At 37.0% G+C, this 24,296-nt stretch carries 20 protein-coding genes; 12 read left to right on the top strand and 8 right to left on the bottom strand.

Going from position 1 to position 24,296, the window contains the following annotated elements; translation table 11 throughout:
• Positions 1-845, top strand: an 845-nt coding sequence (locus MW688_RS06345) for an IS200/IS605 family accessory protein TnpB-related protein (protein ID WP_486735095.1), incomplete at its 5' end; no start/stop codon positions are given.
• Between the two features lie 103 nt (positions 846-948).
• The gene (locus tag MW688_RS06340; protein ID WP_486735093.1) at positions 949-1,095 is read left to right on the top strand and encodes a DUF1622 domain-containing protein; all 147 of its coding nucleotides are present in this window, start codon (positions 949-951) and stop codon (positions 1,093-1,095) included.
• A 230-nt stretch (positions 1,096-1,325) separates the two neighbouring features.
• Here MW688_RS06340 and MW688_RS06335 read toward each other — a convergent pair whose 3' ends face one another.
• From MW688_RS06335 to def, 3 genes are all read right to left on the bottom strand, one after another.
• A complete protein-coding gene (locus tag MW688_RS06335) occupies positions 1,326-1,478 on the bottom strand; it encodes a hypothetical protein (RefSeq protein ID WP_486735092.1) in 153 nt (50 codons plus the stop codon).
• Positions 1,479-1,914: 436 nt separating this feature from the next.
• Positions 1,915-2,112, bottom strand: a complete 198-nt coding sequence (locus MW688_RS06330; protein WP_486735097.1) for a hypothetical protein — start codon at positions 2,110-2,112, stop codon at positions 1,915-1,917.
• A 34-nt stretch (positions 2,113-2,146) separates the two neighbouring features.
• Positions 2,147-2,710: a peptide deformylase gene (gene def, locus MW688_RS06325; protein ID WP_486735091.1), complete on the bottom strand. Its 564-nt coding sequence runs from the start codon at positions 2,708-2,710 to the stop codon at positions 2,147-2,149.
• A gap of 124 nt (positions 2,711-2,834) precedes the next feature.
• Here def and MW688_RS06320 point away from each other — a divergent pair, with 124 nt between their 5' ends.
• A complete protein-coding gene (locus MW688_RS06320) occupies positions 2,835-5,150 on the top strand; it encodes a transglutaminase TgpA family protein (RefSeq protein ID WP_486735090.1) in 2,316 nt (771 codons plus the stop codon).
• Between the two features lie 134 nt (positions 5,151-5,284).
• On the opposite strand, the gene MW688_RS06315 is transcribed toward MW688_RS06320, so the two are convergent.
• Positions 5,285-6,445, bottom strand: coding sequence for a histidine kinase (locus MW688_RS06315; RefSeq protein WP_486735089.1), 1,161 nt, complete (start codon positions 6,443-6,445; stop codon positions 5,285-5,287).
• A 263-nt stretch (positions 6,446-6,708) separates the two neighbouring features.
• On the opposite strand from MW688_RS06315, the gene MW688_RS06310 reads away from it, so the two are divergent.
• Entirely contained in the window at positions 6,709-8,298 is a 1,590-nt protein-coding gene (locus MW688_RS06310; protein ID WP_486735088.1) for a glycoside hydrolase family 57 protein, read from the top strand.
• A 185-nt stretch (positions 8,299-8,483) separates the two neighbouring features.
• Here MW688_RS06310 and MW688_RS06305 read toward each other — a convergent pair whose 3' ends face one another.
• Positions 8,484-8,684, bottom strand: coding sequence for an ATP-binding protein (locus tag MW688_RS06305; RefSeq protein ID WP_486735096.1), 201 nt, complete (start codon positions 8,682-8,684; stop codon positions 8,484-8,486).
• Positions 8,685-8,909: 225 nt separating this feature from the next.
• Between MW688_RS06305 and dps the strand changes: the two genes are divergently transcribed.
• The 3 genes from dps (at position 8,910) to MW688_RS06290 (ending at position 10,873) form a co-directional block, all read left to right on the top strand.
• A complete protein-coding gene (gene dps / locus MW688_RS06300; RefSeq protein ID WP_486735087.1) occupies positions 8,910-9,443 on the top strand; it encodes a DNA starvation/stationary phase protection protein Dps in 534 nt (177 codons plus the stop codon).
• A 139-nt stretch (positions 9,444-9,582) separates the two neighbouring features.
• Positions 9,583-10,032 carry a nucleoside-diphosphate kinase gene (ndk, locus tag MW688_RS06295; protein ID WP_486735086.1) on the top strand — a complete coding sequence of 150 codons (450 nt, stop codon included), beginning with the start codon at positions 9,583-9,585 and terminating at the stop codon, positions 10,030-10,032.
• 112 nt (positions 10,033-10,144) lie between these two features.
• Complete coding sequence (locus MW688_RS06290; RefSeq protein WP_486735085.1) at positions 10,145-10,873, top strand: tetratricopeptide repeat protein; 729 nt, start codon at positions 10,145-10,147, stop codon at positions 10,871-10,873.
• Between the two features lie 61 nt (positions 10,874-10,934).
• On the opposite strand, the gene MW688_RS06285 is transcribed toward MW688_RS06290, so the two are convergent.
• The 3 genes from MW688_RS06285 to aat form a co-directional block, all read right to left on the bottom strand.
• The gene (locus MW688_RS06285; protein WP_486735084.1) at positions 10,935-12,251 is read right to left on the bottom strand and encodes a peptidase MATCAP family protein; all 1,317 of its coding nucleotides are present in this window, start codon (positions 12,249-12,251) and stop codon (positions 10,935-10,937) included.
• A 57-nt stretch (positions 12,252-12,308) separates the two neighbouring features.
• On the bottom strand, positions 12,309-13,901 hold the full coding sequence (locus MW688_RS06280) for a peptidoglycan DD-metalloendopeptidase family protein (RefSeq protein WP_486735083.1): 1,593 nt from the start codon (positions 13,899-13,901) through the stop codon (positions 12,309-12,311).
• A gap of 93 nt (positions 13,902-13,994) precedes the next feature.
• Positions 13,995-14,570, bottom strand: a complete 576-nt coding sequence (gene aat / locus MW688_RS06275) for a leucyl/phenylalanyl-tRNA--protein transferase (RefSeq protein WP_486735082.1) — start codon at positions 14,568-14,570, stop codon at positions 13,995-13,997.
• Between the two features lie 149 nt (positions 14,571-14,719).
• On the opposite strand from aat, the gene MW688_RS06270 reads away from it, so the two are divergent.
• The 5 genes from MW688_RS06270 to MW688_RS06250 all read left to right on the top strand — a co-directional run.
• Positions 14,720-16,915 (top strand): phosphoketolase family protein, encoded by a 2,196-nt coding sequence (locus tag MW688_RS06270; RefSeq protein ID WP_486735081.1) that lies wholly within the window; start codon positions 14,720-14,722, stop codon positions 16,913-16,915.
• 79 nt (positions 16,916-16,994) lie between these two features.
• Entirely contained in the window at positions 16,995-17,177 is a 183-nt protein-coding gene (locus MW688_RS06265; RefSeq protein WP_486735080.1) for a hypothetical protein, read from the top strand.
• A 788-nt stretch (positions 17,178-17,965) separates the two neighbouring features.
• On the top strand, positions 17,966-19,909 hold the full coding sequence (locus MW688_RS06260) for a DUF1822 family protein (protein ID WP_486735079.1): 1,944 nt from the start codon (positions 17,966-17,968) through the stop codon (positions 19,907-19,909).
• Between the two features lie 34 nt (positions 19,910-19,943).
• On the top strand, positions 19,944-21,587 hold the full coding sequence (locus tag MW688_RS06255) for a CHAT domain-containing protein (protein WP_486735078.1): 1,644 nt from the start codon (positions 19,944-19,946) through the stop codon (positions 21,585-21,587).
• Between the two features lie 2 nt (positions 21,588-21,589).
• Positions 21,590-24,296 (top strand): tetratricopeptide repeat protein (locus MW688_RS06250; RefSeq protein WP_486735077.1); only part of this gene is annotated, 2,707 nt, incomplete at its 3' end.

The raw sequence follows: 24,296 nt of genomic DNA, 5'->3' as shown, positions 1-24,296 counted from the left end.
CAATTCTTGAAGATAAATTTGGCTTATACGTAACAACTAAATTAGGTGATTTTGAGAGAAATATAAATAGATTACCAATTACTGGCGCCAAAACCTGGCATTTTTATCAAAAAAATAACCAGTGGAATGCTTGTGTCCAATTCACCCCAACCACAATTCCTGTTGAGACTAATACTGCCAATTTAGGAGTAATTAGTTTAGACTTAAATCCATCATCTATTGATTGGGCTGAATTAGATTTTGATGGTAATTTAGTTAAACATGGGTCTATTTCATTACAAAGTAATTCTAGTAAAGGTAAGACACAAGCGCAATTTGTCAAAGCATCATTATTTCTAGTGGATTTATCCCTAAAAACGAGAAAGCCAATTGTTCACGAAAAATTAGACTTTTCTCGTAAAAAACAATCTTTAAGAGAGACTAACAAGAAATATAGTCGGATGTTGAGTAGTTGGGGATATAACTCGTTTTTTAAGATTTTAGCCTCTATTGCCGCTAATAGAGGTGTAGAAATAAAAAAAGTAGCCCCTCAATACACTTCTTTGATTGGGATGGTTAAATATATGAGAATGTACGGATTGAATAGTGGTGTAGCGGCAGCTATGGTGATTGGGAGAAGAGGGATGAGATTAAGTGAAAGATTACCGCAGACCATCAAGACTGCTTTATCTGTGAAAGATAGAGCACATCTATGGCGCGCGTATTATAAACTGAATAAATTATTTAAAGCTGAACTTGGATACATAAATAGGAATACCTTTTATCGTATCGAAGTTTACCCTAACTGGGCATGTAAGGTTAAGCCAATTATTGAGTCTGTGTCAGTGATACAGAGTACCGAGTAATTAGCAAGGAATAAAAACACTTTACATGGCAAAAGATATACCGCTGACTTTTTTCTGTCTTATTTTGCTGTTTGAGTAAATTTGAGTAGATTTTTAGAAGCGGTTGAGTGTACTAGTTGGTGGTACTATCCTCAAAACAATGTTTTCTAGTCGCTGGGATGATATTGCCCGTTTAGCGGCTATTATTGCTGTACGTACAGTTATTAACTATTTACTCATGAAGAATGCAATACCAAGGGAAAAAAGCTGAGAAGTTCAAGTAGCTGACGGGGTGACAAGCAGGTTGAAGTGAGGATAGGTGTTAGGTGTCAGGTGTCACCTTGTCAGGTTTTTTTTAATGACTTTCAAGTTAAAAATGTTCAAAACCTTTGGAACTAATAATTAGATTGATCATTATCTGGGCGAAATTTTTTAAATAAACTCATTCTAGTTTTGGGAATTTTATGCCAATCTTTTCCTTTTTTTCGACGTTGAAATAAATTAAACACAATAGTTAGTGTAACAATAAAGCACTAAATCTCCTAATTGAGTTTCAAATATATTATTTTGATTCTTCTCAATTTCTAAATGGTAAATCAATTCATCAAAAGTTACTTGTCGAGTCAGATGAATACATGGTACAGTTTTTGACATAGTTAATCTAATCTGTCTGTTTATAAATACAAACACTTTCTAAGAAAACTATAACAAATAAATAAGAGCGATCGCTCTTTAGTAGGGAGTATAAAAAAACTAAATAATTATAAGTAATTAGAAAAAATGTCTGAATCTTTCGTGGTTTGAGTGGTGATACATAAACTTAAGGTGGGACAAGCTAGTTGAGATGAGGTTTCAGGAGGGGTAGGTTTTTTACAAAAGTTATGGTGAGGTTGAAACTCGGAAGACAAGGAGGGAAAGTGGACTATTGAGGCATAACTAATTTAATAGTACAGGACTCTAAAAACACACTTATTTCTTTTGTAGTATGTATTGGTCTCCTTGTACTCGTTCCTCCCGAAGTCTCATCTTCACCAAAATGTTTAAAACCTCCCCAGCCAAAATTTCCCGGTTTACCCTGATGATAGCGAAGTTACTTTTGATGAGCCCTAGTATCTAAGACAGCGGCCCAGAAAAAGAGACCAGTTAAGGGAATAGAAACAGCTAGAATTAAACTAGTCTTCAATTGTCCTAAGTCAGGATTACCAGAACTCAACTCAAAAACACAACCAACAGCGGCGATCGCCGCTACACAAGAGGCAAGAAGTAGCACACTACTTTTTGGGGTCATTCCCATTAATTTTATACTCCTAACTAAATTTAAATTACTGATGCAATGGTTGTACTGCTTGAGTGGAGAAGCCATGTTTTTTTAACTCTTCCGTTAAAGCTAGAGGATTAGTTACTCTGTCTACAAATAAAACACCATGAAGGTGATCCATTTCGTGTTGAATAACCCGAGATAATAATCCATCTGCTTGAATTTTGCGAGGACGACCAGTTTCATCTTTAAAAGATACTTCTATCATAGAAGGGCGCATTACTTCCATATAGACACCAGGTATACTCAGACAACCTTCTTCAAAAGGACAAGTGTCTTTACTATAACTGGTAATTTTAGGGTTGATTAAAATCACTGGGGGATTAGCAGCGTTATCGGGTTCACAATCTACCACAATCATTTGTTTATTTACTGCTACTTGAGGAGCGGCTAAACCGATTCCATTAGCAGTATACATAGTTTGCAGCATAAGTTGTGCTAACTTTCTGGTTTCTTGGTCTACTTTAGCGATGCGTTTAGTGTTGCTTCGTAAAGCGCGATCGCCTAGGTAGTGGATTTCTAAAGGTGGTTTAGCTAGTTTTTGTTTTTCTACGACTATAGAACTCATTGATATTTTAAAGTTTGATACTGAAGACTAATTAAATTTTAACATCTTGGGATATTTCCCTGATTTTAGTTAGTAGTTCCATAATTTTGGGAACACTTTAATTAGGCTTTGTTATATATAAATCATGAGTAACACTACTTTAACTAAAGATATTTTTTCATTCAAGAAATTATGGCAGCGTTTTGGGGATTTACCATTACCTCAAACAGAGGATTCCTTAATGTTTCGCTGTTTTGTACTAGTTTTAGTGACTCTTGGCATCATCTCTGTGGACATAGCAGCCGGTAGTTATATGAGTATTTGGGCTGTTCCTCTGAGTATGGTTGGTGCTTTTTGGAGTTGGCGTCGTCGTCATCGGCGTAATATTCTCACTAAATTTCTCTTAGCCATGGGAATGATTTTGGCTTTGTTTATTTTTTTAGCAAAATTATGGTATAACTTAAACGACACTAGATTCGTCCTTGCTGAATTACTAGTTCAAGTACAAATATTACATAGCTTTGATATGCCTAGACGCAAAGATCTAGGTTACTCTATGGTCATTGGTTTAATTCTGTTAGGAGTTGCAGGAACAGTTTCCCAAAGTTTAACTTTTGCTCCTTTGTTATTGATGTTCTTGATCGTGGCCATACCTACCCTGACTTTAGATTACCATTCCCGTTTAAGAATTAACCCAGAAAAATCAGCATCATCATCTTCAAGATTATCAAAATCTCCTCAATCCTTTCGCAAAAGATTACTATTTGAACTGGGTTTTCAGCCGCGACAGTTTATTTATTTAGTCTTAGGTATTGTTTGTCTCGGTTTAGTGATTTTCGCGGTGATGCCGCGCTTTTCTGGCTACCAATTGCGTAGTTTTCCGGTAGATGCTCCAGCAAAGCTTCAGGATCGAGATTTCGGTGAGCAAAATTCAGCAATAATTACGCCAGGATATCTAGAAGAAGGGGAAGGAAATGGAATAGGACAAAGTAATAATGAGGGGTCACCATCAAAAGGACCAGGAAAGATGGATTCGGAAAATTATTACGGATTTGGTAATAGTATTAATCAGAATCTGCGCGGGACGATGGAGCCGAAATTAGTGATGCGTGTCCGCTCTCAAGCTCCCGGTTTTTGGAGAATGTTGGCCTTTGATTACTATAATGGTCAAGGGTGGGAAATTTCCCGAGAGCAAAAAACCACAACAATTCCTCGTCATCATTGGTCTTATCGTTTTTCTTTACCAATTAGATCTGATGTTAGGGAAACTAAAGATATTGTTCAAACCTATAGCATAGTTTCTGATTTACCTAATATTATTCCGGTTCTCTCTTACCCTCGTTATGTATTTTTCCCGACTCGGAATATCGCCATGGATAGCGAAGATAGCTTGCGATCGCCTTTTTACTTAATGAAGGGTTTAACATATACGATTATCTCAGAGGTGCCTTATCGCGATCGCACTGCTTTGGGAAAAAGTCCGGAAAAATATGCCCCAGAAATCACTAAATACTATTTACAAATCCCGCCAGAAATTAAATCCAAAGTTAAAGCAACTACTCTTTCAATCTTGAGTAAATCAGAGAAACCTCTAACTTCTGCCTATGAGAAGGCTTTATTTTTAGGGCAAACTTTGAAACAAAACTACACCATCCAAACAGATTTACCTTCTTTTGAAGATAATGAAGATTTAGTTGAAGCTTTTTTATATCGTTACAAAGGAGGATATCGAGATCATTTCTCTACTGTTTTAACTGTGATGTTACGCTCCATAGATATTCCTGCTAGATTAACTGTAGGTTTTGCTCCTGGACAATTTAATCCCTTCACTGGTTACTACTTAGTTTATAATACAGATGCCTATGCTTTAACGGAAGTCTATTTTGCTCATGGTGGTTGGTTTACATTTGACCCTATCCCAAAACACGAGCTAATTCCTCCATCCTTTGAACAAAATCAAGGCTTAGGAATCTTAGGATATATCTGGCGTTGGGTTGCCGGATGGTTACCTTCACCAATAGTAGCTTTTTTTCAAAATCTCTTTGAATTAATATTTACTAATCTGTCTAAGTTCGCCATCTGGTTTTGGCGTTTATTTTCTGGAAGTTTTATTGGCTTTTTGTTAGGTACTTTGTCTTTAGTAGTAATTAGTTTTTTGGTTTGGATAGGATTTAGTCAATGGCAAAACTTAACTAAACGCCGACATTTTGATAAATTACCACCAATGGAAAGACTTTATCAACGGATGCTTTTAATGTTAAAAGAGCGCGGCTATCCTAAACATCCAGCTCAAACTCCTTGGGAATATGTTACTAGTGCCTATCAACATCAGCAAAAGTGGCGAGCTGAAGTAATTGACGAAATTACTCAAGCTTATGTCTCCTGGCGCTATGGGGAAAAAACCCCTGATTTAGATTATTTATCTAAACAGTTCAAATTTTTGAAAATGAAAAAAGGTTAATTACAACATAAAATACAAGGATAATTTTTACTCGAGAAAACTTCAAAATCGTAAATTGAGGTTTTCTACTTATTACCACAATAAGCTAAGCATAGATTTATCCTTGTTTCCTACAATAATTATGGTGCTATACTTTAACGATAAACAGGTAAAGTGAAATGAAAACAACTACCTTGATTAGGAATACTATCTACCCAAATATTCCCATAGTGAGCACGAATAATTTTACGACATAAATATAAACCTAAACCATATCCCTCTTTTAGTTCGTCCCGCTGTAAACGTACATGACCTTCAAAAATGTTTTCCCGCTTTTCTTCAGGAATACCCGGTCCCGTATCAGCTACACTAACTTGTACTTTTTGGGTAGTTCTGTGTAAAATAGAAAAACTTATATTGCCAGAAGCTGGTGTATATTTAATAGCATTATCTAAGAGATTGACAATTACTTGACGAATTAATTCTCGGTCTGCGTATACTGTAGGGATATCTTGGGGGATATCTTCGATTAATTGTAAGTTTTTTTCTGTAAATCGAGACATAAACTGATTGAGAATTTCTGCCGCTAGAGAATTAAGGGAAAGTTCTTGGGGTTGGATTCGTAAACGACTACTCATGCTTTTTGAGGTTTGTAACAAACCTGTAATCATGTGGTTCATGATTTTAAATTGTTGTTTAATCTGTCTATAGAGATTATCTCTCAGGGCGAGATTACGTTGATTTTCATCGTTGCAGTTGCAGGCTAATTCTAAAGTTTCTACGGCGATGGAAGCTGCGGTAAGGGGATTTCTTAGATCATGGGCTAACATGGCTAAAATTTGGTCTTTGAAGCGAAGTTGGTCTAATAATTCTTCTTTTTCTTTCTTGAGACAGAAAACTTCGTCGGCAAGTTCCATTAATTCTGCTGAGTGACTCCAGGGATTTTTTGGGGAAGTAATATAGTCAGCTTGGCCATCGATTTGTTCCTGTTGAGAGGGTTTCCAATAGGGCCACCATTTTTTTAGTTGAGTTAATACATTACTCCCTGCTAGGGTGTGTTTCGGTTCAGGAAAAATTTTAACCAAAGCAGGAGTAGCAATCAAGCGAAAATGTTCTACTAAATGAGGTTGTTTGGCGATTTCAATTACTTCTAACTCAAAAGGGTAATCAGCTTTTAATTCTTGAAGATATTCTTGAACACTACGCACATTTTCTTGAGAACTAGAGCGTTCATCTACAAACAGCAGTAGTTGTAGAGGCACAAGACTCGATTGAGAGGGATGAAAATTATCTGAATGACTTTGAGGTTTGATCACAATGAGTGAGATTTTACTTCCCGATATAGAGATTATTTAAGAAATATTTTATTAATTTTATTTTATCATGAAGTTTTGATTGCGCTTTTTTTGTACATCGATGTGCAAATAATCCAGAAAATTTGTATATAATAAAATAAATCCTGTTGCTTCTCCTGCTAGTTATGGTGCTGTGGAGGCGCGATTAGTATGGTTTAAATTACCTCTTAGCAGTAAAATCTTAAGATGGTGTAAAATTAGTTAGGGAAACTTTAAAAAATATTATGGTTAGTGGATATGTAGCTCTCGTTCTCCACGCTCATTTGCCTTTTGTGAGACATCCAGAAAGCGATTATGTTTTAGAAGAAGAATGGTTGTTTGAGGCAATTACAGAAACCTACATTCCTTTATTACACGTTTTTGAAGGTTTAAAACGAGACGGAATTGATTTCAAAATAACTATGAGTATGACCCCACCATTGGTATCCATGCTCAGAGACCCTCTACTTCAGGAACGTTATGATGAACATCTAGCTTTGCTAGAAGAACTAGTTGAAAAGGAAATAGATCACAATGAACATAATGGTCACATTCGATACTTAGCTGAGTTTTATGGTCAAGAGTTCAATAAAATTCGTAACACGTGGGAAAACTGGAAGGGAGATTTAGTCAGCGCTTTTAAACAGTATCTAGATAGTGGTAATCTAGAAATTATTACTTGTGGTGCTACCCATGGTTATTTACCCTTGATGAAAACCTATCCTCAAGCAGTTTGGGCTCAACTGAAGGTGGCTTGTGAACATTACGAAGATACCTTCGGTCGTCCTCCTAAAGGTATTTGGTTACCAGAGTGCGCCTATTACGAAGGCTTAGAGAGAATGATCGCAGATGTGGGATTGCGTTATTTTCTCACAGATGGTCACGGTATTCTTTACGCACGCCCTCGTCCACGCTTTGGTACATACGCACCAATTTTTACAGAAACAGGGGTAGCTGTTTTTGGTCGAGACCATGAGTCTTCTCAACAGGTATGGTCTTCTCAAGTAGGTTATCCTGGAGATCCAGTATACAGAGAGTTTTATAAAGATTTAGGCTGGGAGGCTGATTATGAGTATATCAAACCTTATATAATGCCGAATGGTCAACGCAAGAATACCGGAATTAAGTATCATAAGATTACTAGTCGGGATGCAGGTTTATCGGACAAAGGTTTATATGATCCCTATTGGGCGAGGGAAAAATCTGCTGAACATGCAGCTAATTTTATGTATAATCGGGAACGACAAGTAGAGCATTTGAGTCATTTATTACAACGTCCACCGATTATTGTTTCCCCCTATGATGCTGAGTTATTTGGTCATTGGTGGTATGAGGGTCCTTGGTTTATTGATTATCTCTTCCGTAAATCTTGGTATGACCAAAATATGTATGATATGACTCACTTGGCTGAATATTTGCAAAAACATCCTACACAACAGGTTTGTTGTCCTTCTCAATCTAGTTGGGGTTACAAAGGTTTCCATGAATATTGGTTGAATGAAACTAATGCCTGGGTTTATCCCCATTTGCACAAAGCGGCAGAAAGAATGATTGAAATTAGTACAATGGAACCGAAAGATGAGTTGGAATTGCGAGCTCTTAATCAAGCTTCCCGCGAGTTGTTATTGGCACAATCTTCAGACTGGGCATTTATTATGCGCACGGGAACTATGGTACCCTATGCGGTGCGCAGAACTCGCTCTCATTTGATGCGTTTTAATAAACTTTATGAAGACCTCAAGATTGGTAAAATTGATTCGGGTTGGCTGGAAAAAGTGGAAATGATTGATAATATTTTCCCCAATCTCAATTATCAAGTTTATCGGCCTCTGTAAGTCTGGGGTTAGAAGCAGGTAAAAAGTACCAGATTTTTTATGTTTTATGCGTAAAAAAAGCTTGTTGGGGTTTTTAATTATGTAAAAATACATAAATTATACCTACTGGTGCTTTTCTATCTTATACTTAAAGCCAAGAAATTGATTATGATTGAAGTGTCAAGGGATAAGAGCGGCTATTTTGTCTAAATTTTGTTTAAATAGATGGTAAATAGACTTCCTTGACCAACTTGACTGTTAACAGTCAGATGACCTTGATGAGAATGACATATTGCTTGTGCGATCGCTAATCCAAGCCCTGTACCCCCTGTTTGGCGAGTGCGAGCGTTGTCAAGTCGGTAAAATCTTTCAAAAATATGAGTTTGTTCGGTAGGTGCAATGCCAATTCCAGTGTCTTCTTCCTCATCTCACACCAAAGCATCAAAACCCATTATTCATCCACAAGTAACTTTGGATAAAGATGCAAGGTCTGAGTTTAGATAAATCTCTTTTTTTTAGTTGACAAGTCGAAGTCATTATGAGTATGATTATCTGAAGACAGATTAATTGTGTCAAACAATCTAAAATTAGATAAATAAAAACAACCATCTATATATTGGAGAGCAATAACTATGACTTCAGTAACAATTAAACCAAATACGCGAGTTCCCTTTTATCCAAGTCGTATAGACTTATCTATAGATACCCGAACTAAAGTAGTAGAAATCTTAAGTAAAACCCTAGCAACCACTCTAGATCTGAAAACTCAAACAAAACAAGCTCATTGGAATGTAAAGGGGATGAATTTTTATTCTCTACACGAATTATTCGATGAAATAGCTTCAGAATTAGAAGAGTATGTAGACATGGTTGCAGAAAGAATTACTGCTTTAGGCGCTACAGCCATGGGGACAACACGCATAGCCGCAGCTAACTCATTGTTACCAGAATACCCCCTAGAAGCAGTGGAAGGTCAAGAACACCTAGAAGCGTTGAGCGATCGCTTTGCTACCTATGCAGCTCATCTGAGAGAAGCAATTGAGCAAACCGACTCAGAAGGAGATGCCGATACAGCAGACCTCTATACAGAAATTTCTCGTACAATTGATAAGCGTCTGTGGTTCTTAGAAGCACATCTTGTCAAAAAAAGTGATGTAACTGGGTAGAGATAGATATTTTCTAGAGAAGGGTAGATTGAGCGACAAAAATGTTAGCTAATTTACCCAATTCCATATAGTCAGTGGTCCTATTTTTGATAGAATTCAGTTTAGTTGTTAACAAACCGTTACAATAGGACGTATAAACATGGAACGCACATTTATTATGATCAAGCCTGATGGCGTACAACGCAATCTAGTAGGTGAAATCATCAGACGCTTTGAGAACAAAGGATTTACCTTAGTAGGACTGAAAATGCTAAAACCTTCTCAAGAATTAGCGGAAAAACACTATGAGGTACATAAAGATAGACCATTTTTCTCGGGTTTAGTAGAATTTATCACCTCATCTCCAGTGGTAGCGATGGTATGGGAAGGAGACCAAGCAATTGCCGCGGCGCGTAAGCTAATAGGTGCCACAAAACCTCTTGATTCAGAACCTGGTACAATTAGAGGAGACTATGGAATTAACATAGGTCGTAATTTAATTCATGGTTCCGACGCACCAGAAACAGCTCAACAAGAAATTAGTTTATGGTTTACACCAGAAGAGTTAACAGGTTGGAAACCTACCTCTCAAATATGGCTCTATGAGTAGGATTTATTTGATCAAGCTAATCATAAACTTCCTGAGATTAAGCACCCTAAACTACAATTAAGCTATAGCCCCGAGGGAAAATACGGGGCTAATTTATATTAAGTTAAGAGATATGAGAATACTTGAATGCCGGCCCAATTCCTACCAAGAGTGGTATAAACGAGCTAATCAATTAAAAAAGAATGGCTACTATAGAGATGCTTTATTTAGTTACGAAAAAGCCCTAGAATATCATCCCACTGATTACTGGTCATGGTATGATCGCGGCCAAATTTTAGAAGACTTAGAGAAATATCAAGAAGCTGTAGAAAGTTATCATCATGCTTCAGAATCTCAACCAAGTAATTATTGGTCTTGGTACAATCAAGGATATCTTCAACTAAAAAAACTACATAACTACCAAGAAGCAATTTACTGCTTTATTCAAGCTTTAAAAGTTAGAAATGATGATTATTGGTGTGTATATAGAATAGGAGAGTGTTGGCGTTTACTCTATTTATATCAAAAAGCGATCGCCTGCTATAATCAAGCTTTAGAATTACGTCCTAATGATTATTGGTCTTTGTATCGCCGAGGTGATGCTTTACGCATGTGGGGTAAACTTCACCAAGCCAAATTAAGTTATCAAGAAGCGATTAAAATCAAACCTCATGATTACTGGTGTTGGTATCAACAAGGAGTAGTCAATCAGCAGTTAGAAAATTTCCCAGAAGCAATTCATTGTTATCAAGAAGCTTTAATTGCCAATCCCCAAGATATTAACTTAATAGAACATTTAGCTTTTTGTCAAATTTGTTTACTTAGAAAAAAAATCGATAACAATCGGGAGTTTAGGGTTTGAGACTCAAACTCCTGACAGGGTGGTCACATTATGGGCTTTTATCAAGCCCCGTTATATTGCCTCAGCAATTAACGGTGGGTTTGTGACTAATTTCTTCGTCAAATTCAATAATAGGAGTATCCGCCAAAAACCGTTTAGCAACTTCTGTGGTTGCTTCCAAGTCCACTTGACTCATAAAAGTTGAATAAGTTAATAATGCTAGTAAATAGCGAGGATCCATAACCCAAGGAGGTAAATATTGAGGCAATTTACACAATCCCAGAGCAGTTAATTCCCCTAAAGCAGGAATATCAAAACAATCTAACTTCCCACAAAAAAGCAATCGCAAACAATCAGCTCTTCCTGCCATAAAAATAGCCCGTATAACGCTACTAATCTGCAATAAACCGAATAAATAAACCACATCTTTGGTAAAGGGAGCACCCCCTGTAATTACTCCTCCCCGAAAAACCCTTCTCGTACTTTCAAAAGATTGATCTGGTTGTCCTGTTCTTTCCAGAAAATAACGATAAACTTCTAAAAAATCTGCCCCTTCAATACACATTTGAATGGCAAAAACTCGATCCGCTAAACGTTGAAAGCGATTAAGTTCCATTGTGCCACTTATCACTTCTGCAAACACAGCTAACCCCTCTTGAGTGCGAGTTGTACCTACATGACCTTCTCCTAATATTGGCAATGAGGTTTGTTTTTTGCCATTGATTGAAGTTAAAACGTGAATAAATGCCTCATGGTTGATTAATTGTGCCGAGTCTTTATCGGTAAATTTGGCATCTTTGCGCAAGCGAATTTCTTTTGAAGTAGCTAAAGCATTAGCGGATAATTCATCCACAATAACTACTTCGGGCGCATCTTCTCCCAAATAAGCTTTAACTGCTTCAGTAATATTAAGCGCTACTTCAGTAGCTGAATGAGTAGCAGGAGAGGGAATATTCATTTTAATTTGGTCAAGTTGCTCAATATGTTCCCTAATACTTTGAGCTAGTTCTAAAGGTGTTTTTTGAGCGTAGCGTAAGGACGCCGTTGGTTCTCCATACGCTTGACAACTATAAGAAAAAAAGCTACGTGTTCCCACATTGGCTAACATTTGCGCTCCACATTCAAGACAATTTGCTTGACGCTCCAACCATAGGTCAATAGTGGAAGTGGGAAATATATTACGACGTGCTTCTCTTAATAACTCAATGCTAGGTTGAGGATCAAAACTGGGATAAGTAACTTTTGGTAATTCTTGGGCCTTGTTAGCAAAAAAATCCTCTTTGACTTGGTGTGACCATGCGATCGCCTTTAAAATGCGCAGGGGTTTTGCCGCTTCTTGTAAAATCTTAGCCACAGAGCAAATACGCTCTTTTTCTTTGTCTTCTTCTAAAGTTGTCATTAATTTACCTTTTTGTCAATAAACCTACACCACTAACTTCTAAACTAACCAGTAAATTTAGGGCAAATAAGCTAAAGGATTAACTGGTCCTTTGCGAAAAGGATGAATCTCAAAATGCAAATGAGGTCCAGTACTAAAACCTGTACTACCCATCTCAGCAATCTGTTGACCTTTTTCTACTCTTTGTCCTCGACGCACGATAATTCGATTATTATGTGCATAAACTGTTATGCTACCATCTTGGTGTTTAATCTCGACTAAATTGCCAAAGCCACTAGAATTCCAGCCTGCATAAATTACTTCTCCAGAGGCTGCTGCAAAAATTGGAGTACCAATTGGTCCTGCGATATCGATTCCTTGATGCATTCTTCCCCAACGCCATCCATATCCTGAAGTAAAAACTCCTTTGGCAGGCCACATATAACCGTCAAAAGTTCCAGAATTAGTTTTTTCGGGAGCTTCTGGTAGATATTCTTCTGGTGGGGATAAAGGCGGTAACTCAGGAATAGTTGGTTGACGCATACTGACTTTAGACTCAGTATTTTTGCTAATTTCAGAATCGTTATTTAAGTCAGCAGGTTCAATTAATTGAGGACGGTTTACTACTTCAGGTAACTCATTTAACTCTTCAGTGTTGCTCACTTGTTCCGTATAGTTTATATTTCTGGTAATTTCAGAATCGTTATTTAAGTCAGCAGGTTCAATTAATTGAGGACGGTTTACTACTTCAGGTAACTCATTTAACTCTTCAGTGTTGCTCACTTGCTCACTGTAAGTTTGACGTAGTCTAGAAAGATCATCTTTGAGCTTAATTAACTGAGGTGAAGGTTGAATATTTGGCGCTAATTTTACTGAATTCTCTTCACCTTCTTGTTGTTGATATTCTTGTTGCATTTTAAGAACATCAGCTCTAAGTTTAGCTAAAGATTGATCGCCTCTTGGGCTTGGAGTAATGTTAGGGGTAGATGTAGAATTTTTTTGGGGCTTGTTGAGAGGAGGAATTACTAATTTTTGATCAACATGAATTAACTCAGGATTAGCAATTTTGTTTTCTTTGACTAATACAGAGGGAGGAATTTGATAACTAGCGGCAATTGCGTTAACAGTTTCTCCCGATTTTACTGTATGAACTAATTGTGTTCCCTGAGTTTGACCCCTTGTCAAGTTTACCACTGATAAATCTTGTAGAGATGTTTTTGTTAGGTGATTATCCGTAGATACAGGGGTTGAAAGGGGCTTAGGTTTTTTATTTAAAGCTTGTATGTTTGGTGAATTAATTAATGTTGTCTTGTTTAACTTCGTTTTAGTAATATTTACTTGAGGAATTATAGATTCTTTTTGATAGTTTGACTCTTGAGGGTTGGTCAATAAGTTAGTATTAGGAATATTTCCAGTTAAAGAGTTTTGTTCTACCAGTTTAGGTGTAGAATTTGACTGGGTAAGAGGGTCATCAGTAAATCCAGGATTTAAAATCTGGGTAACAGATGAGTCTAGGGAATCTAAATTATTTACACTGAGGGCGATCGCTTCTTCAGGTAGTAAACTGCTCGCCGCACCGAGAGATAAAGCTAAATAAATTATTGCTTGGTAATTTTGGCTTTGATTTTCTGCTGTTATTTCTCTTTTTTGCACAAAATCCCGATTTTTCACGGTAATATACTCCTTTTTTTTAGTTGATTACTGATAACAAATTGTCTTGTTAATTTTCGTATTATTTTAAAAAGAGTAACCTAATTTTCAGATTTAGACAAGTTCAAACAGACAAGAAACAGATAAAGCTTTGTTTAACAAATTTTGGTATTCTACATCACCAATTGTATAGGCGCCAAATCTTGCTAAATGAGGGTTTTGCATTTGGACATCAAAGAGAAGATAATGGCGATCGCGCAAATGTTCCACTAATTTCACCAATGCCACCTTAGATCCTTCAGGAATTTGATAAAACATAGATTCACCAATAAAAGCGCCGCGAATAGAGATTCCCAGAATTCCCCCAGCCAATTGATCACCTTGCCAAGTTTCAAAACTATGGGCCCATCCGGCTTGATGTAACTGCCAATAAATCTCAATTAATTCTTGACTAATCCAGGTAGTTTCGCGATTAGCACAGCCATGACACACTCCTAAAAAATCACGATTAATAGCAGTTTGAAATTTTTCTTGATTAATTGCTCTCCGAAGAGATTTAGGATAACAGAATCTGTTATCCAGAGGCATTATGGTCCGATTTCGACTGGAATACCAACCCAATCCTCCATCATCGCCTGCCATAAGGAAGTAACCATTGGCATAACCTGTGATAATTGAATTAATATCCATTGAAAACGACTAATTGATGAATAAATAAACCATAGTTAATTAATTCTAGCTTATCGAATAGATCATTTACTTTAATAAGTTTTGCGTAAAAGTTACTGTAAGATGAGAATAACAATTTAATTTTCAGTTTCTTATAGGGATTTAAAATAATGACAGTAGCGAGCGCAGTTCCCGGTTTTTGCGAAGGAATTCAATACTTTGCCGAAAGTATACCAGAATTAACGAAATACGGCAATGAAGCAGCAATCAAACCAGGAAAAGTAGCAATTGAATCTCCAGAAGACCCAGAAGCAGTGTTTCAAACTTTACTAGGAGCAGATGCTTTACGCTATCTTACTCTACAAACAACAGCTAGTAAAGCCTCAGGACATCCAGGAGGATTCGCTAGTATTGCTGAGGCGATTTCCTCTTTGGTGATGTTGGGATATAAAAATATACTTACCGAAGTAGGCCACCATGCTCCAGGGTTCTATAGTTCGATGTTTTTAGACCGTTCCCTCGAAAAAATGGGTATCAACAATGTCAAAGATATGGGAGAACGTTTCCGAGAAATGCACGGACTCCTAGGACATCTCTCAGGTCAGATTCCCGGTTTACTCAATCCCGCAGGTCCTCTCGGTCAAGGTCAACATTTTGCCATGGCAGGGGCTAAACTTCATCCTGAGGAACTATTTCCCGTAACTATCGGAGATGGCGGCTTAGGAGAACCCTATGTGATGAGTAGCTTTGGCCACTTTAACACGGCATATCCAGAAGTAACTAACTTTTTACCCATCTTAGTTTGGAATGGATTTAGTCAAGAACATCACAGCATGGTCTCAACTAAATCTAACCAAGAAATGATTAACTATTGGCAAGGTAACGGCTTTGCCGAAGTTATATTAGTCGATGCGAAAAACTTTGATGATGCTAATCAACCCGGTGACTATGTAGATAGTACTAAATTTTCCTTCCCTAAACGTCTAGAATTTACCCAAGCAGTTCTCCAGGCAACAGCAAAGGCCGCTGAATCAGCTTTCAGTGGAAAACTAACTGTACTCATAGTTAAACAGCTCAAAGGCGCAGGAGTACACGCTCGCGGGGCTAAATCACACAATCTCTACGCTCATCATACTCTCGATAATGCTGAGATTGTTAGCGCTTTGAAAACTCGTGCCTTGCCAGTAAAAGCCTGGGAATTAGTAAGAACTAACTTTGAACGTTCATCTGGTGGTTCAGCAGCCACTCAAGTAGTCACAGAAAAAGAAATTCCCCTACCAGAATTAGGAGAATTACCCCTAACAGAATTCCCTGTGGGTGGAGATAAACAAATAGCAACTACTGCAATGGGTGAATTAGTTGCTCATGTAGGAAAACAAGACCCCAACTTTGTGGTTACCAATGCTGATGGCAATGCCGCCTCAGGAATTAACAATATCAATATCGCCTTAAAAATTATTCATCCCACCACCGATGACACCTATTTTCAAGCTCCCAAAGGCCAAGTATACGAGCCTTTGAGTGAAGATGCCTGTGCCGGATTAGCAGCAAGTCAAGCTTTGTTTGGTGGGCGTAGTCTTTGGTGTTCTTATGAATCTTTTGCTATCAATGGTTTACCCATTTGGCAAACAGTAACTCAAGCAATGGCTGAGTTAAGACGCAAAACTCCTGCTACTATCACTTTATTTACTGCGGGAGCATTAGAACAAGGGCGTAATGGTTGGACACACCAACGTCCTGAGATTGAGAACTATTTTGCCGCGATGATGCGTAATGGTAATGTTTTTCCTCTGTTTCCCTGTGATGCTAATAGTATTCAAGTTTGCTATCGTTGGGCAGTAAATGCCAAAAACAAAGGAATTACTATTACTGCTAGTAAGTCCCCTTTACCTATTCTCTCTACTTTTGAACAAACAGAATTAGGGTTAAAACAAGGCGGTGTGGTTTTACAGGAGACTGACGGTAAACAAAAGGTTGTTTTTGCTGTGATTGGTGATATGACTCTTATCCCTGTATTTGAGGCAGCAGCTATGTTAAGTAGTCAGGGTATCGGTAGCCGTATCGTTTCTATTATTAACCCTCGTCGTCTCTATCGTCCTAGTGATGTAGCTTGGTCACAAAGTAGTGAAGCTGATGGTGAATTTTTAGACGATTCAGGATTTACTGAGTTATTCGGTGGCGATGCTTTGATTGGAGTCACTGGGGGGTCTAGTGCCATGTTAGAACCAGTTATGCTTAGAAGTTCTTCCCCTAGAGATGTTTTCTGTTGGAAACGAGGAGAAACTGCCTCTAGCGCTGGACAAGTGATGAGTTACAATAATTTGACTTCTGAGAGTTTATCTCAACGGGCTAGTGAGTTATTGTAGTTAAGTTAATTCTCTAATATTTTTTACACTCTGGTTGGTTAACCAATTAGAGTGTTAGAATTTTTAGCGCAAGCAGAAGGTGTGGGCGCAAGCCGAAAAATGGGCGCAAGCCGAAAAATGGGCGCAAGCCTTGCGCCCCTACTACAGAATAATCACAATATTATCGGATGAGCGCACTGCCTTTGGTGCGAATTTCTTCGAGATCGCCTTTTCAAAAAAACGGGAGCTCTCCTGCGCGATCGCCCTTTTGAGTAATGAGTAATGAGTAATGAGTAATAAGTTTTGAAGTTTTGAATTCTTGAAGTTTTGAAGTAATGAGTTAAAGAATTAATGCTCAACGCTTAAAAATTGGTTGACCGAGTGCAAGATCTTAGACTAAAGAGAAATGAACTTTTTCTGAGGTTAATTTAGTACATAGGGCTTGCTGAATAAATCTAGAACTTATAGTGGACAAAGATTTGAGCTGATTTTATACTTAAAAAAGTGCAAGGTTGAGGAATGTATTATGCTAAAAAGAGTGCATTTTTTTCTTTAATTACTAAAAAATTCATAAATCATTATTACCTTCTGCCTTCTGCCTCCTGCCTCGGAGCCTTTCTTCTCACCAAAACTTACTTTTTCAGCAGACCCTACATAAGTTCTGGTGCGAGTGATATGAGTTTATGAAGGATAGTGTTATAGCGACGCAAGGAGGGAAAGCGGTGGGAGTAGTCAAGAGTGGTTTTTAAAGTGCAGCTACTGCTTCATTTATAGCCATCACCATTATTATTACAGCACTTTGGTAATATATTTTAAGCTATAAAGCTACAAAATGATCCAACTATACTTGGAAGAATTCTCGAAAAAACTCCAGTAATCTTAATATAGAGTTATTTAAGAATTGTCTTGATTTACCTGAGTCATAAACATGTTACTACATAATTATGCAAGGTTTTGATCTGGTTAAATCTGTTTATTTATACTTTTTTTCCACAATCAACTTGAAAATCTACAAAATTCTTTGACTCAAAATGTAAACTTCTATTAGACTTCAGAATTGAATTTAGTCAAATGCCAAATTATAAAAAAATTTCCGCAGAAGCAAGTTTGATGCTACAAAATACTATATTTTTGGACACCGATTTACTTTTTGAAGATTTACAAGCCAATAAACAAAAATATTCTAGTCCAAAAGCACGTATTACTGACAGAGAGAAAGCTTATTTGGGTTTATTAATGAGAGGTTTGTCGGCTGCAAGTATGACAAGAGAGATGTATATACATTATAATTTAACTGAAGAACAATTGTCGAAGATACAGACAGGAACTGTTCAAAATAGTATTTCCAAAGCCGGAGGAATATTTAATTTAATGCTTCAATTTTTAAGAGAATTAAAACCTGAAGATGTAGAGGATGTAGATGAGTTACAAAAAATTTTAGAAAATATAGAGAACAATCAAAACAATAATAGAAGAAGCCCTAATTCCAAAGAATGGCCAAGAATTGGTCACTTTTTACTTGCCAATGGTTATCAATTACCAAAAGAAGAAATTATGAAAAGATTAAATGCAAAAGATGATGATGATCGCGATAATAATGGTAAAGATTTGCCGAAACCGAATCAAATTCAAGCCCAATTAGGTGATTTTTATTTAAACAGAAAAAGAGGAAATAAAGCCGAAAATAAAGAAAAAGCGATCGCCACTTATTTAGAAGCTTTAAAATACCCTCAACTCTCTCAATCTGAATGGGTGCAAATCATCTATAATTTGGGTCAGGCTTATTTTAAACGTATTCGGGGTGATCAATCTGAAAACCAAGAAACAGCAATACATTATTGGCAATTCGCTTTAGATAAATCTTTATCTTCTCAACTTATTTTTGCCCAATTAAAGCTTAGTTTAGGTCAAGCTTATTTAGCCAGAATTAAAGGGGATAAACAGGCTAATTTAAAATTAGCTATAACTGCTTATAATGATGCAATAACGTTTTTTTCACAGCATGATTATCCCCAAGAATGGGCAAAAATTCAACAAAGTTTAGGAGATGCTTATTTACAAAAAGGTGAAGCAGAAACGGCAATAAATCATTATCTACAGATTAATATTAATAAAGAGAATTTCTCTAATCAATGGGCGCAAATTCAATTATCTTTAGGTAAAGCTTATTCTCAGATAGAACATTTAGAGCAAGCTATTTTTAGTTACTCTGTAGCTAAAGAAGTTTATACTGAGTCGAAATACCCTTTTCAATGGGCTCAAATTAATTATTTTTTAGGTGATGTCTACCTGAAAAGTTTAAATCCCGAAGCAGCTATTCAATCTTATCAAGAAGCCGCTGAAGTTTTTAATCAAGATTCTTTTCCTGAAGAATTCTTAAATATTCAAATACAATTGGGTAAAGTTTATCTCAAACTAGGCAACAAAGAAAAAGCGATCGCCCATTTCCAATGGTTACAACAAATATGTGTTGAAGAATATCCAAATCAACTACCACAAATTCAAACTCTAATCAAAACAATGGAATTGTCTTTGATTAATTTAAGTTTATTTGCTGATAGGTTATTAAACGAAGGATGGCAATCTTTAGAAGCCTTAATTAGTCCAAGGCAACTACAATTTTCTTTTCGTAATTCACAAAGTAGTTTGCGGATGGGAGATTTTAACTTTGAAGATGCTCTCAAACAAGGTAAATCCATTGATTTAGGAATGCGACTCAAAGGACAATCTGTTGCCTTGATAGTCGCTACTATACCAGAAACACCCTCAAAAACCAATATTTGTCTACGAGTATACCCTCAAAATGCCGATACTTTACCACCAGGAATCACACTGGCAGTTTTAAACGAAGAGGGAAACTTTGTCTTAGATGAATCACAAACCCCCTTGAAAACATCCGCAAGAGAGGCAGATAATTGGATTCAGTTAACTTTATATGGAGTACCAGGAGAAATTTTTAAAGCTAAAATAACTTTAGATGATGTTTGTATCACAGTAGAAGATTTTGTCATCTAATTTCTCAAAATATCCCACACTACTACAGATAATCATGGCTCAATTCATAGTTATACAACTTAATGGCGATTTAGACTCACCCATATCTTACACAATTTCAGTTCGAGGAAACCAAAACCAGCAGCAAAATCCAACTTGTATTTCTCCAGCACCGGAAGTTAGGCAAAATTATCTAGAATGGAAAAATTACTACTGTCTTCTAGATAACGATTTACGCATCGGAGCCTCTTCTGCACAAATAACCCAATTTTCCCAACAACATATTATTGATTTACTGCAAATATGTTCCAAAAATAATCAAATACTAAGGGAAAGTATGAAAAGATGGTTGAATACTGAATCTTGGCAAATTATCAGACAAGAGATACTCTCCAACATTGATTCTCATTCAGAAACTAGAGTTATTTTTCAAACTGAAGATGAAATTTTGCGCGGTTTACCTTGGGATGTATGGGATATATTTGAAGAACTTAGGTATAACGTAGGATGGGGCTTGAGTACGTTTGATTGTATGAGGGAATTAAACTTAGTCCCAGCTTCTGCTACTGGGGAAAGAATCCGCATCTTAGCAATTTTGGGTAATGATCAAGGAATAAATATACAAACAGACCAACAAATTCTACAAAATTTACCCGATGCAGAGGTAAGGTTTTTAGTACAACCTAACCAACAAGAAATCAGCGAACAACTTTGGGGACAACCTTGGGACATTCTCTTTTTCGCAGGTCATAGTAATAGTAGAGGTAGAAGAGGTATATTCATGATTAATGATGTGGACTATCTCACCATCGATGACTTAAGGCATGGGTTGAGACAAGCGATCGCCTCAGGTTTACAGTTAGCCATTTTTAACTCCTGTGATGGCTTAAAACTTGCTGAAGACTTAGCTGATTTAAACCTACCTCAAACTATTATCATGCGAAATCCTATACCAGATAGAGTAGCACAGAGGTTTTTACAATATTTTCTCCAGTCTTTTTCAGCAGGTAAACCTCTGTATCTAGCGATAAAAGAAGCGCGGTTTAGATTAGTAGACGATTATGAACCTCAAGACCAAGAAAATAGCTGGGATGGACAAATACCAGGTGTCAGTGGGTTACCGGCTATTTTTCAAACAAGTTTTATAGAACCATTTAATTGGGAAAATCGCGTTTTAGATGAATTTTGGCAAAAATTAGTCAAAAAAGCTTACAAGAAAGAGAATTGGCTAGAATTTATACCAATAACAAGATCAACACTCAAACCAATTTTGGAGCAATCAATTCTCTCTCTGAGGGTGGGTGAACGTTATGAAATCAAAATTAATTTAGATCGTGGCGATCGCTATTTTATCTTACTCAATCGCAGTCAATCACCAGATCATGAAATTTACCGTTATGTTTTTTGTCCTTCACAAGCCCTAGCACCAAATAATTTTTTCACAAACAACACCATATTGATGCCTCAAGTTGGGTCTAATTTATTGGGACATGGATTTTATTTTGATAGTCCTAGTATAGAAGAATTTATAGGAATTAGTTTAGCTAATTCTGTGAATTTTAACTGGCTACAGCCTACGACAGAAGAATCCGTATCTATTTGGGATAGAGAGAGGATTAGACAATTGTGGGATTATTTAACGGCAGAACAAGATTGGATTGCTTATTATCAAAAAATTGAAGTAGTAGAGGAAGTTTAGAGATGAATGAACCAACACAATATAATTACTTAGAGTTTTGGAACCAAATATTAGCAAAGATTAAAGGAAATCAGACAGAAGTTTATTCTTTACTAGCTAGTAATCAACATCTGTTGAATGAAGGATTTCGTCACTGGTTAAATGAATGGACTAGAGATAGAATGACTCAACTTCCATCATCTGAGCAAGAAAGTTTAGCAAGATTAATTTATAAATTTGGCGGTTTAATTGTTCAATTTCCCTTAGGGAATCCCAGGGAAAATAAAGAAATAGCCCTCAACAGTTTTCAACTAGTTTTAAGAGTATTTAATCGGGAAAATTACCCTGAAAATTGGGCAGCAACTCAACACGATTTAGGTGCTGCTTATATGTTCCGCATAGAAGGGGAAAAAAGAGAGAATTTAGAAACCGCTATTAATTGTTATCAAAATGCTCTTTCTGAAAGGACTAGAGAGCGAGTACCTCTTGATTGGGGACATACTCAACATAATTTAGGTATAGCTTATAATGAACGCATAGAAGGGGAAAAAAGAGAGAATTTAGAAACCGCTATTAATTGTTATCAAAATGCTCTTTTTGAATGGACTAGAGAGCGAGTACCCCTTGATTGGGCTATGACTCAACACAATTTAGGTATAGCTTATACACAGCGAATAAAAGGGGAAAAAAGAGAGAATCTGGAAAGGGCGATTAATTGTTATCAAAATGCTCTTTTTGAAAGGACCAGAGAGCAAGTACCCTTAGATTGGGCTCTGACTCAAATGAATTTAGGTATAGCTTATACACAGCGTATAGAAGGGGAAAAAAGAGAGAATATAGAAACCGCTATTCATTGTTATCAAAATGCTCTTTCTGAATGGAATAAAGAGCGAGTACCCCTTGATTGGGCTATGGTTCAATACAATTTAGGTAATGCTTATAGAGAGCGAATAGAAGGGGAGAAAAGAGAGAATCTGGAAAGGGCGATTGATTGTTTTCAAAATGCTCTTTTTGAATGGACTAGAGAGCGAGTACCCCTTGATTGGGCTCTGACTCAACAGTCATTAGGTAATGCTTATAGAGAGCGTATAGAAGGGGAAAAAAGAGAGAATTTGGAAAGGGCGATTGATTGTTTTCAAAATGCTCTTTGTGAATGGACTAGAGAGCGAGACCCCTTACGTTGGGCACAGACTCAACAGTCATTAGGTAATGCTTATAGAGAGCGTATAGAAGGGGAAAAAAGAGAGAATCTGGAAAGGGCGATTAATTGTTATCAAAATGCTCTTTGTGAATGGACTCAAGAGCGATTACCCCTATATTGGGCTATGATTCAACATACATTAGGTAATGCTTATAGAGAGCGCATAGAAGGGGAGCCAAGAGAGAATCTGGAAAAGGCGATTCATTGTTATCAAAATGCTCTTTGTGAATGGACTAGAGAGCGAGACCCCCTTGATTGGGCTATGACTCAACAGTCATTAGGTAGTGCTTATACTTACCGCATAGAAGGGGAAAAAAGAGAGAATCTGGAAAGGGCGATTAATTGTTATCAAAATGCTCTTTGTGAATGGACTCAAGAGCGATTACCCCTATATTGGGCTATGATTCAACATACATTAGGTAATGCTTATAGAGAGCGCATAGAAGGGGAGCCAAGAGAGAATCTGGAAAAGGCGATTCATTGTTATCAAAATGCTCTTTGTGAATGGACTAGAGAGCGAGACCCCCTTGATTGGGCTATGACTCAACAGTCATTAGGTAGTGCTTATACTTACCGCATAGAAGGGGAAAAAAGAGAGAATCTGGAAACAGCGATTGATTGTTTTCAAAATGCTCTTTGTGAATGGACTAGAGAGCGAGACCCTCTCCAATGGGCTATGATTCAAGATTCATTAGGTAATGCTTATAGAGACCGTATAGAAGGGGAGAAAAGAGAGAATCTGGAAAGGGCGATTGATTGTTTTCAAAATGCTCTTTCTGAAAAGACTAGAGAGCGAGACCCTCTCCAATGGGCTATGACTCAAAACAATTTAGGTAATGCTTATATTGAGCGGATAGAAGGGGAAAAAAGAGAGAATTTGGAAAGGGCGATTGATTGTTATCAAAATGCTCTTTCTCAATGGACTAGAGAGCGAGTACCCCTAGATTGGGCTATGACTCAAAACAATTTAGGTTTTGCTTATAGTAACCGTATAGAAGGGGAAAAAAGAGAGAATCTGGAAACCGCTATTCATTGTTTTCAAAATGCTCTTTCTCAATGGACTCAAGAGCGAGTACCCCTTGATTGGGCAAAAACTCAACACAATTTAGGTTTTGCTTATTTTTACCGCATAGAAGGGGAAAAAAGAGAGAATCTGGAAAGGGCGATTAATTGTTATCAAAATGCTCTTTCTCAATGGACTCAAGAGCGAGTACCCCTATATTGGGCTATGACTCAAAACAATTTAGGTAATGTTTATAGAGAGCGAATAGAAGGAGAAAAAAGAGAGAATCTGGAAAGGGCGATTGATTGTTTTCAAAATGCTCTTTGTGAAAAGACTAGAGAGCGAGACCCTCTCCAATGGGCTATGACTCAAATGAATTTAGGTATAGCTTATAGTGACCGCATAGAAGGGGAAAAAAGAGAGAATCTGGAAAGGGCGATTAATTGTTATCAAAATGCTCTTTCTGAATTAACTAGAGAGCGAGTACCCCTTAATTGGGCTATGACTCAAATTAATTTAGGTACTG

It is taken from the genome of Johannesbaptistia floridana (assembly GCF_057440575.1).
This window is presented reverse-complemented; position numbering and strand designations above follow the sequence as displayed.